Genomic DNA, 11,725 nt, shown 5'->3' with positions numbered 1-11,725 from the left:
CCACATCTACATCGGCCACACCTTCATGAACCCCTCCTACCGCCCCATGACCGACTACGTCTGGATCACCCGCTACACCCCCGCCACCGGCAGAACCGAAACCTTCGACATCGGCACCGAAGCCGGCATCGGCGTCAACGCGATCACCACCACCGACGACACCCTCTACATCCTCGGCACCGGCACCGACGAAGAACAGGTCACCCTCCTGACCTACAACCTGCCCGACATGACCGAACGCTCCCGAACCACCATCCACCGCCCCACCGGCTACGGCCACCGCTACCCCGCCGGACTCATCGTCCCCTGACCCCCAATGGAGCACCCCATGACCGACAGCGAACCCGCAGCGTACGACGACCGGCGCCCGCCGAGGCCGCAGGCCCAACGGACACCCATCACGGTGAAATGGGCGGCCATCCTCACGCTTGCGGCCATCGCGTTCTTCGGCGCGTCCCTCGGCCTCGTCTGGCTGGCGTACGTGGCGCCCTCCCCGGCCCTGCCCATCGTCGCCGTCGGGGTCGTCATCGCGAGCATCGGGCTCGTGATCGCCTACCGCCGACTGCGGCGGAGCGCGCCGTGAGACGCGTCCTCGACAGTTGGCCCTACCTGCTGGGCGTCGTCGGCATGTTCGCCCTGCTGTGGGCCGACGAAGGGGTGTCGATGGTCTGCTCCTCGCCCGGCCCGTGCTGGGGGATGACCGCCGACGACTGGCTGGGGCATGCGATCCTGCTGCGCTGGTTCATCCTCCCGGCCATCGCCTTCCAGGGCGCGGCACTGCTGGCCTTCCGGCGCGGCTACGACTGGGTGACGCTGGTGGTCTGCTTCGCCGGAGCCGCGATCCTGCCCGAGCCCGCGCAGCAGTACGGAACCATCACGGCGGACTGGGACCACGTCCACTGGACCCTGGCCGTCTTCTTCCTCATCGTCACCCATCTCGGCATCCTCGCCGGCCTGGGCCTGCGCACGATCGCCCGCCGGCGGACCCGAGCACTCGCCCACCAACCACCCCGATGACGACGAGGACGAGCCCGGCCGCACCGTGGCCCTATGCCAGACCGACCCCCACGTACTTGGTCTCCAGGTACTCCTCGATGCCCTCATAGCTGCCCTCGCGACCGAGGCCGGACGACTTCACGCCGCCGAACGGCGCGGCCGGGTTGGACACGACCCCCGAGTTCAGCCCCACCATTCCGGTCTCCAACCGCTCCACGACCGACAGCGCCTCGTCGAGATCCTGGCCGTAGACGTACGCGATGAGCCCGAACTCGCTGCCGTTGGCCAGCGCGACCGCCTCGTCGAGCGTCTCGAACGTGGTGACGGGCGCCACGGGCCCGAAGATCTCCTCCGTCATCACCCGCGCGTCCGCCGACACCCCACCGAGCACGGTCGGCTGCAGGAAACTGCCCGGCCCGTCCACACGGGCGCCCCCGGTGAGAACCCTCGCGCCCTTGCCCACGGCATCGGCGATGAGACCCTCGACACGAGCCACGGCGTCCTCGTCGATGAGCGGACCGACCTGGACGCCGTCCCGGGTGCCGTCGCCCACCGTCATCGCGGCCAGGGCGTCCGCCAGCCTCGTCGAGAACTCGGCGGCCACGGACGCGTGCACCAGGAAACGGTTCGCCGCCGTGCACGCCTCACCGATATTGCGCATCTTCGCCGCCACCGCGCCCGCGACCGCGCGGTCGAGATCGGCCGACGGCAGCACCAGGAACGGCGCATTGCCTCCGAGCTCCATGGACGTCCGCAGAACCCGGTCGGCGGCCTGCGCCAGCAGCCCGCGGCCCACCTCGGTCGACCCGGTGAACGTGAGCTTGCGCAGCCGCGGGTCCGCCAGGAGCGGCGCAGACACGGCGCCCGACCGGGACGTCGTCACGCAGTTCACCACGCCCGCCGGCAGGCCGACCTCGGCGAGGACGTCCATCAGCAGCAGCGTCGTCAGCGGCGTCGCCGAGGCCGGCTTCACGACCACGGTGCACCCGGCCGCCAGCGCCGGACCGATCTTGCGCGTCCCCATCGCGAGCGGGAAGTTCCACGGAGTGATGGCGTACACGGGACCCACCGGCTGCTTCATCGTCAGAATCCGCGCCCGGCCCGAGGGCGCCACCGCGTACCGGCCGTCGATGCGCACCGCCTCCTCGCTGAACCAGCGGAAGAACTCGGCCCCGTAGTTCACCTCGCCGTGTGCCTCGGCGAGCGGCTTGCCCATCTCGAGGGTCATCGTCCAGGCGAAGTCGTCGGCCCGCTCGTGGATTCGGGTGTACGCGGCACGGAGCAGCTCGCCACGCACCCGCGGCTCGGTCGCCGCCCACTGCTCGCGCACCGCGACAGCGGCGTCCAGCGCCGCGAGCCCGTCGGTGGCCGACGCATCGGCGACCTCCGCGATCACCTCCCCCGTCGCGGGGTTGTACACGGGAAAGGCCTGCTCGCGAGACTCCCAGGATCCGCCGATGAACAGCCCCTTCGGAATCCGCCGCACAAGATCGGTGACGTTCATGCCTCCATCTTCGCCCCGAGCATCGCCGACTGCAGCCAGGCCGTCGGGATGCCCAGGCCGGTCACCAGATCGTCCGCGAGCGGACGGAGCTCACCGCACAGCCGGTTCACGGCCTGCGTCAGGGCCTTGGCCCGCTGCGGCGAGATCCGCCCGCGCTCCAGGTACCACGCCCGTTCGGCCTCCAGCACCGACAGCGCGTAGAGATCGCACAGCCTGCCGAGGACGTCCTTCACGGCCGGGTCGGGACACGCCTCGATACCCGCCACGAAGCTCTCCAGCACCACCTTGTCCATGTGGGCGCGGGCGGCGTACAGCATGTGGTCCTGCGCCTTGTTCGTCGCGGCGAACGCCGCCTCCCCCGACCGGGCCGCGCTCCGCAGCCGCGCCGCGAGCCGGCCGACGACGTGACGCTCACGCTCCTCGAACATCGAGACCTGCCAGCCACGGTGCTCGACGGTGTCGGCGCCCGTGCCCTGAGCCGCGGCCACGAGCCGGTCGACGCCAGGCAGGTTCGCCGTCCGGTCGACGACGGCACCACCCAGCGACTTCGCGGACGCCTGAACGAGCTTCACCGGGTCGAGCCCGACCCACGCCTGCTTGTAGTCCCCGAGAAGCTGTTTGGCGACCAGTTGCAGCAGCACCGTGTTGTCGCCCTCGAAGGTCGCGAACACGTCGACGTCCTGACGGATCGTGGTCAGCCCGCTCTCGGTCATGTATCCCGCCCCGCCGCACGCCTCGCGACAGGCCTGCACGGCGTCGTTGGCGAACCGGCTCTGCACCGCCTTCAGGCCGGCGGCCCGCGCCTCCAGCTCGCGCTGGGCCCGCTCGTCGCCGCCTTCCAGCAGCGCGACCTCGGCCAGTCGCTCGATGAGCCGGTTCTGCGCGAAACCGTAGGCATAGGCCGTCGCGATCGCCGGCAACAGCCTGCGCTGGTGGGCGAGGTAGTCCAGCAGCACGACCCCCTCGGGGTGGCCGGGCGCGACGAACTGGCGACGGCGCACCGCGTAGGTCGTGGCGATGGTCAGGGCCTTCCGCGCCGCCGTCGCCGCCCCTCCGCCGATGCACACCCGGCCCCGGACGAGCGTCCCGAGCATGGTGAAGAAGCGCCGGTTGGCGTTGTCGATCGGCGACCGGTACACCCCGTCGGCGCCGACACCGCCGTACCGGTCGAGCAGCAGCTCGCGCGGGACACGCACATGGTCGAAGGTCAAAGTGCCGTTGTCGACGCCGAGCAGGCCGCCCTTGTGCCCGTTGTCGCCGCAGGTCACGCCGGGCATGTCGGCGCCGTCGGCGTCCCGGATGGGGACGAGGATCGCGTGGATCCCGTGCAGCTTCGGGCCGACGATGAGCTGCCCGAAGACCACCGCCATCCGCCCGTGGGCGCCGGCATTGCCGATGTAGGTCTTGGTGGCCGTCGGCGTCGGCGAGTGGACCACGTATTCGGCCGTGCGCTCGTCGTAGGTGATGGTCGTCTCCAGGCCCGACACGTCGCTGCCGTGCCCCTGCTCGGTCATGCCGAAGCAGCCGGGCGTGCGCACCTCCAGCGCGTCGGCGAGGAAGCGCTCGTGATGCCAGGCGGTGCCCAGGTTCCAGATCGCGCCGCCGTACAGCCCGTGCTGCACGCCCGACTTGATCGCGAGCGACATGTCGGCCGCGCAGAGCAGTTCGAAGTGGACGACCGAGTGCGCCAGCGGACCCCGGCCGCCGTACTGCGGATCGGTGCCGGCGCGCCCGAACTCGTGACCGGCCAGTGCCTGCAGCGCCCGCAGCGTCCATTCCCGCGCATCGTCGACGGACTGCAGCGGATCCCGGAGGACCTCCTCGGGACGCAGCTCGGCGCGGGTCCGCTGCCGCTCGTCGTGGAACGGCCCGTCCAGTGCGGCGAGCAGGCCCGCCCCGAGGTCGTCCCGCGGGCCGGGGTCGGTGTCGGAGGGACGCGTGTCCACATCGATGCTCATCGGGCTACCTTTCGTCGGCGAAGGCGGTGCGGAATCCGAGGATGATGTCGTCGACGACCTCGTCCACCGAGCGCGTGTGGCCCGTGGCCGCCCAGTTGTCGGTCGCGGCCCGGATGAACCCCACCAGCCCATGGCCCCAGGTCGCGGCGGGTGCCGGGTCCAGGCCGCGGGCGGCGAGGTGAGCCTCGATGGCGACCGCGAGCTCGTCGCCGATGCGGGTCGTCAACCCCGTGACGGCGTCGCGGGTGTCGGGCGAGATCGGCCGCGACAGCACGAAGAAGTAGATCTCGGGATCGCGCTCGACGAGCGTGAGGTAGGCCCGCGCCAGGGCGGCGACCACCTCTGCGAGGTCGGAGTGCGCGTCGGCCATCGCCGACCGGAGGTTCCGCAGGATGTAGTCCATGGTCGCGTCGACGACCGCCGCGTAGAGGCCGAGACGGTCCCCGAAATGCCGGTAGAAGACGGACTTGCTCGTCTTGGCGACGGCGGCGATCTCGTCCATTCCCACGCCCGGCCCGTATTTCCGGATGGCCCGCAGCGTGTCCTCGACGAGCTCTCGCCGCCGCGTGGCGCGGTGCTGCTCCCAGCGGGTGCTGCGGCCATCGGCGACGGTGGACATACGCCGGATGATACTCGATACTTACGGTACTCGCTACTATCAGTACCCAGTAGTTCCAGCCGTCCGGAACCGACCACGGAGGACCATGTGAGCGACCGCACAGCAGTCATCGTCGGGGGGAACCGCACCCCGTTCGCGAAGATCGGCGGCCCCTACGCGCACGCCTCCAGCCGGGACCTGCTCATTGCCGCGATCGACGGCCTCGTGGCCCGATTCGGGCTCGCAGGCGAGACCGTCGGCGAGGTCGCGGCCGGCGCCGTCCTCCGGCACACCCGCGACTTCAATCTCACCCGCGAGGCCGTGCTCGGGTCGGCGCTGGCCCCCGAGACGCCGGCGGTCGACCTCGCCCAGGCGTGCGCCACCGGATTCGAGACCGTGACATACGTGGCGAACAAGATCCGCGCCGGCCAGGTGGACGTCGGCATCGCCGGCGGCGTGGACAGCGCCAGCGACGCCCCCATGGCGGCCAACGAGGGGCTGCGCCGCGCACTGCTGCGGCTCAACGCGGCCAGGACGCTGCAGGACCGGCTCCTCGCCCTCACCGCACTCCGACCCGGCCATGTCGTCCCCGAGGCACCCGTCGTGCGCGAGCCCCGCACCGGGCTGTCGATGGGCGAGCACCAGGCCGTCACGACGAAGGCCTGGAGGATCACCCGCGAGGCGCAGGACGAGCTCGCCGCAGCGTCCCACCACAACCTCGCCGCCACCTGGGCGTCGGGGTTCTTCGACGACCTCGTCACGGCGTACCTCGGGCTCGCCACCGACGGCCTGCTCCGGGCCGACACGTCGACCCAGAAGCTGGCGAAGCTCCCCCCGGTGTTCGGCGACGGTCCCGAAGCCACCATGACGGCCGGCAACTCGACGGCGCTCACCGACGGCGCGGCGGTCGTCCTCGTCGCCGAAGAGGGCTACGCACGCCGCCGGAACTGGCCCGTCCTGGCCCGCATCGTCGACGTCGAGGTCGCCGCCGTCGACTTCGTGTCGGGCGCCGAGGGCCTGCTGATGGCCCCTGCGTACGCCGTGCCGAAGCTGCTGGACCGCCAGGGGCTCGGGCTCGGCGACCTCACCTACGTGGAGATCCACGAGGCGTTCGCCGCCACCGTCCTGTCGATCCTCGCGGCATGGTCCGACGACGAGTTCTGCCGGACGAGGCTCGGGCGTGAGGGCGCGTACGGCACGGTCGATCGCGACCGGCTCAACGTGACAGGCTCGTCCCTGGCGACCGGGCACCCGTTCGCCGCGACCGGAGCCCGCATCGCCGCCACGCTCGCGAAACTGCTGCACCGGTCCGGTCCGGGCAGCCGCGGCCTCCTCTCGATCTGCGCCGCCGGCGGCCAGGGGGTCGCCGCCGTTCTGGAGGGAATGTGATGCCTGACCTGTTCGAGACCTTCCTCACGTCGCCGCTCGGCAAGGCGCTCGCGCCGAAGGTCGGCCTGCCGCAACCCGTGACGCTGCGCCGCGGCCGGGTCCTGCCCAGCGGCGGGATCGCCCTCGCGTCGCTGCCCGGAGCGGGGCTGGCGGCCGAGGCGCTACGGCTGCTGGAGATCGTCCCCGTCCCCGCCGTCCGCGACGACCCCGAGGCGCGCGTCCCCGACGCCGAGGGACGTCCGAAGCCACCCCGCTACGAGGAACGGATCGGCGCGCTGGTGATCGACGCGTCGACGCTCACACGGATCGACGAGCTGGAACATCTGCGGGCCTGGCTGCGGCCCGCAGTGCGCGGGGTGCAGCCGTCCGGCCGGATCGTCCTCGTCGCGCCCGAGCCCGAGTCGGCCGACGGCGTCGAGAAGCGAGCGGTCTTCCACGCGGTCGACGGGCTCAACCGGTCCCTCGGCAAGGAGCTGCGCCACGGCGTCACGACGAACCTCGTGTACGTGGCGCCCGGGGTCACCGCCGCGGCGCTGACGTCCACTCTGCTCTTCCTGCTGGAGGGCCGCTCGGCGTTCGTCGACGGCCAGTCCTGGCGGGTCGGGCCGGCCGATGTCGCCGCGACGTCCGCCCGGGCGCTGGCCGGGCTCGTCGTCGTCGTGACCGGCGCGGCGCGCGGCATCGGGGCGCGGATCGCCGAGGTCGCGGCCAGGGACGGTGCGCACGTCGTCGCCGTCGACGTCCCGCAGGCCGGCGAAGGGCTCGCCGAGGTCGCCAACACGCTGCGCGGGAGCGCCCTGCAACTCGACATCACCGCCCCCGACGCCGCCGCCCGGATCGCCGCACACGTCGCCCAGACCCTCCCGGGCCGCCGGCTGCACGCCATCGTCCACAACGCCGGCATCACGCGCGACAAGCTGCTCGCCAACATGGACGAGTCCCGCTGGGCAGCAGTGCTCGAGGTCAACCTCGCCGCGCAGGTGCGCATCAATGACGCCCTGCTCGACGCCGCCCTCCCGGGGGGCCTGGCCGACGGCGGGCGGATCGTCGGCGTGTCGTCGACCAGCGGCATCGCGGGCAACCGCGGCCAGACGAACTACGGCGCCTCCAAGGCCGGAGTCGTCGGTGTCGTCCGGTACCTGGCGCCGCGGCTGGCCGACCGCGGGATCACGGTCAATGCCGTCGCCCCGGGGTTCATCGAGACCGACATGACGGCGGCCATCCCGCCCGTCTCGCGAGAGATCTTCCGCCGCACGAACAGCCTGCAGCAGGGCGGGCAGCCGGTGGACGTCGCCGAGACGATCGGCTATTTCCTCGACCCGGCCAGCGCGGGCGTGACGGGCCAGGTCATCCGGGTGTGCGGCCAGAACCTGGTCGGAGCGTGATGGACGTCGTCCTCCCCCGGCTGCCGCAGGCGGGCGGGCTGATCGCGGGCGCCGTGCTCACCACGCCGCGGCGGCCCCCGCCGACGGCGGGCCTGCCGGGCCGGCGGGTGGTCGTCCACGGCGTTCGCCACGAGCCGGCGCGGCTCGCCGCGTACGGCCGGGTGTGCGGGTTCGCACTCCGCGACGAGGTGCCCGCCACGTGGCTGCACGTGCTGTCGTTCCCGCTGCAGACGTACCTCATGGCCGAACGCGATTTCCCGTTTCGGCTCGCGGGGCTGGTGCACGTGTCCAACGTCATCGAGCAGTACCGGCCCGTCCGGGTGACCGAGCCGGTCGACATCGCGACGGCGGCCACCGGCCTCGCGCCGCACCGGCGGGGCGTCGTGTTCGACCTCGTCGGCGAGGTCCGGGTGGGGCCGGAACTGGTGTGGCGCGGGACGAGCACCTACCTCGCCCGGGGAGCGAGTCTCGCAGTGGAGGCGCCGGAGGTGCCGCCCACGGAGCGGCCCGCTCCCGTGCCGCCCACCGCCCGCTGGCGGTTGCCCGCCGATCTCGGACGCCGGTACGCCGCGGTGTCCGGGGACATCAACCCCATCCATCTGAGCGCCGTCACCGCCCGCCCGTTCGGGTTCCGGCGCCCGATCGTCCACGGCATGTGGACGTACGCCCGCGTGCTCTCGTCCCTCGACGGACGCCTGCCGCACGCGTTCCGCGCCGACATGCGATTCCTGAAGCCGATCCCGCTGCCTGCCACGGTGAGCTTCGGGGAGATCCCCGGGTTCCACGTGGCCGTCGTGAACGCGGATCAGCAGCCGTACCTGACGGGATCCGTGGCTGCCTTGTGACCCGGCCGGTGGCCCCCGGAGGCAACCGCGAACCGGCCCCCCGCGCGTCCGTTCGCACGAGGGGCCGGGATTCGAAGACCGGTCAGCGGATCACGGGATGAGGATGCCCCGTCCGACCAGCCGTCCGTTGTCGAGATCGCTGATCGCGTCGTTGGCGTTCTCGAGCGGGTACTCCGCCGTATGCAACGTCACCTTTCCCTGCGCGGTGAGGGTCATCAGCTCGACCAGGTCGTTGTAGGTGCCGACCAGGTTTCCGATGACGTTGATCTCGCGGGAGATGATCTCGATGGTGGGGATCTGCACCTCGCCGCCGTACCCGATGACGTACTGCGAACCGCGGTTCTGCATGAGGCTCGGGGTCAGCTTCTCGGTGCCGCTCTCGCCGACGTAGTCGAAGACGACCTGCGCGCCGCCGCCGGTGATGTCCTGCACGGCCTTGACGATGGCCGCGTCGTCGGTCGCGAGCACGGTGTGGTGCGCGCCGATCTGCTTGGCGAGGTCCAGTGCGGCCTCACTGCGATCGACGACGGTGATCTCGGCCGAGGTGATCGCCGCGAGCGTCTGGATGCCGATGTGACCGAGACCGCCGGCGCCGATCACGACGGCATGGGTTCCGGGGAAGAGGACATCGGCCGACTTGCGGACCGCGTGGTAGGCGGTCAGGCCGGCGTCGGCCAGTGCGGCGATGTCCTTCGGCTGCAGCTTGGGGTCGAGCTTGACGACCGCCCGGGCGTTCGTGAGCAACTGCTCAGCCATGCCGCCGTCCACATTGAGCCCGGGGAAGGTGGCGTTGGCGCAGTGGGAGTCCTCCCCGACGCGGCAGGCCGGGCACAGTCCACAACTGGTGAGCGGATGCATGATCACGGTGTCGCCGACCGCGACGTTCGTCACGGCGCTGCCGACGGCAGCCACCCAGCCGGCGTTCTCGTGACCGAGGATGTAGGGCAGCTTCGGGTGCTGGATATGGTCCCACTGCCCTTCGATGATGTGAAGATCGGTGCGGCACAGGCCGGCCGCTCCGACAGTGACGATGACATCCCAGGGACCTGTGATCTTGGGCTCGGCCACCTCTTCGACGACCGGAGCCTGGTGGTACGCGTGGAGCCGCAATGCCTTCATTCTGTTCCTCCTTGAACAGGGTTCCGATACTCCAGCATGGGACGCCCGCGGCACGCGTCGGCAGGGCGTTTATCGCTGGATGAGAACCTGTCGGACTCTTGGCCGACCCGCTCTTGACCGCGGGGGTCCCGGATCAGCATGGTTGATCCATGGCGGACGACGCGCCCGAGCGCCGTGGCCTGCGCAGCGCTGCCAGGCCGGACCCGGAGACGGGTCCCATCTCGCGCGCCTTCTCGATCCTGGAACTGGTCGCCGAGCGCGGCGGGGCGACCGCCCGGGAGATCGCCGAGGCGTCGGGACTGCCGCTGCCGACCGTGTACCGGCTGTCCCAGGAACTGGTCCGCAACGGCTACCTCGTCCATCTCAAGAAGCGGCAGCGCTTCGAGCTGGGATACCGGTTGCACAATCTGGACGTGGCGCTGCACCGGCAGGTCGCCGTCCCCCCGGCCGTCCGGGCGGTCGTCGACTCGCTGCACGAGGCGTGCGGGATGGCTGCCTACTACGCCGTCTACCGTGGGACCGATGTGATCCTCGCGCACGTGTCGGACTGCGCGAAGCACCCGCGGGTGAAACCGCTCGACTTCGGCTTCAACGAGGCTGCGCACGCGACCGCGTTCGGCAAGATCATGCTCGCCGGCATGGCGGCCGAGGACCGACAGGCGTATCTGGCCGCGCGCGGCATGCCGCCGCTCACGCCGCAGACCATCACGAAGCCCGCGCGGCTGGAGGCCGAGCTGCGGGACGTCGTCACGCTGGGGATCGCCTGGGAGAGCGAGGAGATGCTGCCGGGCATGGCCTGCGGCGCGGTCGCGGTCCACGGGCCGGCCGGCACCATCACCGGCGCCGTGTCGATCAGCAGCTCGCCGTGCGATCTGCGGCGGCGGCGACAGGAGACCGACCGGCTGCTGCGCGAGCACGCCTCGCAGGTGAGCCGCTACTTCCGTTCAGGCTGCGTCCGCATCGCCGGGCGCCGTGCGTGAGCCCGGTCGGCGACCTTCTCAGGCGTCCACCTCGTCGTCGATGAGCGTCCGCCAGGAGCGCACCAGCCCAGGGTCGACGTAGGCCTTCCACGAGCGCCCTGGGCGGGCGGACGACCCGATCTGGAAACGCCGTACGCCGGCGCGAGCGAGCCAGGGGACATGCTCGGGCTGGAGATCCCCACCGGCCTGGACGAGGTTCGCGATACGGGGGTCGGAACGCGCCAGCCGGATCAGCTCGTCCAGCCCGTGCTCGACGTCTCTCGCCGATCCCGCCGTCACGACGCCGTCCAGTCGCGGCAGTGTGAGGACCGTGCGCCAGGCGCGGTCCGTCTCCAGGCAGGCGTCGAAGCCGCGGTGGAAGGTCCACGGCCAGTCCGTCCCGTCGAGGAGCAGCCCCAGGACCTCGGTGTCCACCTCGCTGCGGCCGTTGACGAAGCCCAGGACCATGCCGTCCGCGCCCCCGGCGCGGTAGTCGGCGACGAGCCCCTTCAGCCGTGTCGCCTCGCCGCCGTCGGTGGAGTAGCCGGCTCGCAGCTTCACCAGCGGGCGGACGTCGATGTCGACGGTTCGGCGGACGTCCCGCAGCAGGTCGGGTGCCGGGGAGAGCCCGCCTTCGTCGCGCGAGCCGACGAGCACGATCCCGTCCGCGCCCCCGGCTGCGGCGTGCCGGGCGTCGGCGACGTGCTGACACACGATGACCAGGCGGCCTGCCATGCGCTCAATCTACTGGCGGTGGGGGCATCCTGGCGGACGCCACGAGCGGGCACCGGGCACCTGTCCGGGCCGCGCTCCTCGCACACCCCACAACAGCGGCCGCCTCCACCGGCGACGCCCCCTCCCGGGCCCCCTGCCAGAACCCGCCCTCCCACTCCGGAGGCGACCTCGGCCTGCCCTGCACACGACGACACAACACCCGCCAGACGGCAGATGCTGCAACCACCCCCTGAACCC

The 11,725-nt window shown here is 71.6% G+C and carries 12 protein-coding genes; 7 read left to right on the top strand and 5 right to left on the bottom strand.

All coding sequences use genetic code 11. The annotated features are described in order from the left end of the window. From G555_RS0116340 to G555_RS0116330, 3 genes are all read left to right on the top strand, one after another. A partial coding sequence (locus tag G555_RS0116340; protein WP_028709682.1) for a hypothetical protein occupies window positions 1-310 on the top strand: 310 nt, incomplete at its 5' end. A gap of 18 nt (window positions 311-328) precedes the next feature. Continuing rightward, a complete protein-coding gene (locus G555_RS0116335) occupies window positions 329-583 on the top strand; it encodes a hypothetical protein (RefSeq protein ID WP_028709681.1) in 255 nt (84 codons plus the stop codon). Beyond that, entirely contained in the window at window positions 580-1,017 is a 438-nt protein-coding gene (locus tag G555_RS0116330; protein WP_028709680.1) for a hypothetical protein, read from the top strand. Before G555_RS0116335 ends, G555_RS0116330 begins: the two co-directional genes overlap by 4 nt. A 31-nt stretch (window positions 1,018-1,048) precedes the next feature. On the opposite strand, the gene G555_RS0116325 is transcribed toward G555_RS0116330, so the two are convergent. The 3 genes from G555_RS0116325 to G555_RS20770 are packed head-to-tail and all read right to left on the bottom strand — an operon-like array spanning window position 1,049 to window position 5,077. After that, a complete protein-coding gene (locus tag G555_RS0116325) occupies window positions 1,049-2,500 on the bottom strand; it encodes an NAD-dependent succinate-semialdehyde dehydrogenase (RefSeq protein WP_028709679.1) in 1,452 nt (483 codons plus the stop codon). Continuing rightward, a complete protein-coding gene (locus G555_RS0116320; protein ID WP_028709678.1) occupies window positions 2,497-4,458 on the bottom strand; it encodes an acyl-CoA dehydrogenase family protein in 1,962 nt (653 codons plus the stop codon). Before G555_RS0116320 ends, G555_RS0116325 begins: the two co-directional genes overlap by 4 nt. A gap of 4 nt (window positions 4,459-4,462) precedes the next feature. Beyond that, window positions 4,463-5,077: a TetR/AcrR family transcriptional regulator gene (locus G555_RS20770; protein ID WP_051209495.1), complete on the bottom strand. Its 615-nt coding sequence runs from the start codon at window positions 5,075-5,077 to the stop codon at window positions 4,463-4,465. Window positions 5,078-5,164: 87 nt separating this feature from the next. On the opposite strand from G555_RS20770, the gene G555_RS0116310 reads away from it, so the two are divergent. Genes G555_RS0116310 through G555_RS20765 form a run of 3 tightly spaced genes read left to right on the top strand, consistent with a single transcriptional unit; the run spans window position 5,165 to window position 8,675 of the window. Further along, entirely contained in the window at window positions 5,165-6,445 is a 1,281-nt protein-coding gene (locus G555_RS0116310; RefSeq protein WP_028709677.1) for an acetyl-CoA C-acetyltransferase, read from the top strand. Then, window positions 6,445-7,830 (top strand): 3-oxoacyl-ACP reductase, encoded by a 1,386-nt coding sequence (locus G555_RS0116305; protein WP_028709676.1) that lies wholly within the window; start codon window positions 6,445-6,447, stop codon window positions 7,828-7,830. Before G555_RS0116310 ends, G555_RS0116305 begins: the two co-directional genes overlap by 1 nt. Then, a complete protein-coding gene (locus G555_RS20765; protein WP_036923539.1) occupies window positions 7,830-8,675 on the top strand; it encodes a MaoC family dehydratase in 846 nt (281 codons plus the stop codon). Before G555_RS0116305 ends, G555_RS20765 begins: the two co-directional genes overlap by 1 nt. A gap of 90 nt (window positions 8,676-8,765) precedes the next feature. Here G555_RS20765 and G555_RS0116295 read toward each other — a convergent pair whose 3' ends face one another. Next, window positions 8,766-9,794 (bottom strand): NAD(P)-dependent alcohol dehydrogenase, encoded by a 1,029-nt coding sequence (locus G555_RS0116295; RefSeq protein WP_028709675.1) that lies wholly within the window; start codon window positions 9,792-9,794, stop codon window positions 8,766-8,768. Window positions 9,795-9,943: 149 nt separating this feature from the next. On the opposite strand from G555_RS0116295, the gene G555_RS0116290 reads away from it, so the two are divergent. Next, window positions 9,944-10,774 (top strand): IclR family transcriptional regulator, encoded by an 831-nt coding sequence (locus G555_RS0116290; protein ID WP_051209493.1) that lies wholly within the window; start codon window positions 9,944-9,946, stop codon window positions 10,772-10,774. 18 nt (window positions 10,775-10,792) lie between these two features. Here G555_RS0116290 and G555_RS0116285 read toward each other — a convergent pair whose 3' ends face one another. Beyond that, window positions 10,793-11,488, bottom strand: coding sequence for a copper homeostasis protein CutC (locus G555_RS0116285; protein WP_036923537.1), 696 nt, complete (start codon window positions 11,486-11,488; stop codon window positions 10,793-10,795). Window positions 11,489-11,725 lie beyond the last annotated feature (237 nt).

The sequence above is a fragment of the Propionicicella superfundia DSM 22317 genome (assembly GCF_000423465.1).
GTDB classification, from domain to species: domain Bacteria; phylum Actinomycetota; class Actinomycetes; order Propionibacteriales; family Propionibacteriaceae; genus Propionicicella; species Propionicicella superfundia.
The sequence above is the reverse complement of the archived record's forward strand: the minus strand, read 5'-3'. Positions and strand labels throughout refer to the sequence as shown.

Bases quoted from the DNA above. Each gene is read 5' to 3' on its own strand.
- G555_RS0116325 (WP_028709679.1), bottom strand. From the start codon at position 2,500: ATGAACGTCACCGATCTTGTGCGGCGGATTCCGAAGGGGCTGTTCATC.
- G555_RS20765 (WP_036923539.1), top strand. From the start codon at position 7,830: ATGGACGTCGTCCTCCCCCGGCTGCCGCAGGCGGGCGGGCTGATCGCG.
- G555_RS0116320 (WP_028709678.1), bottom strand. From the start codon at position 4,458: ATGAGCATCGATGTGGACACGCGTCCCTCCGACACCGACCCCGGCCCG.
- G555_RS0116335 (WP_028709681.1), top strand. From the start codon at position 329: ATGACCGACAGCGAACCCGCAGCGTACGACGACCGGCGCCCGCCGAGG.
- G555_RS0116305 (WP_028709676.1), top strand. From the start codon at position 6,445: ATGCCTGACCTGTTCGAGACCTTCCTCACGTCGCCGCTCGGCAAGGCG.
- G555_RS0116290 (WP_051209493.1), top strand. From the start codon at position 9,944: ATGGCGGACGACGCGCCCGAGCGCCGTGGCCTGCGCAGCGCTGCCAGG.
- G555_RS0116285 (WP_036923537.1), bottom strand. From the start codon at position 11,488: ATGGCAGGCCGCCTGGTCATCGTGTGTCAGCACGTCGCCGACGCCCGG.
- G555_RS20770 (WP_051209495.1), bottom strand. From the start codon at position 5,077: ATGTCCACCGTCGCCGATGGCCGCAGCACCCGCTGGGAGCAGCACCGC.
- G555_RS0116295 (WP_028709675.1), bottom strand. From the start codon at position 9,794: ATGAAGGCATTGCGGCTCCACGCGTACCACCAGGCTCCGGTCGTCGAA.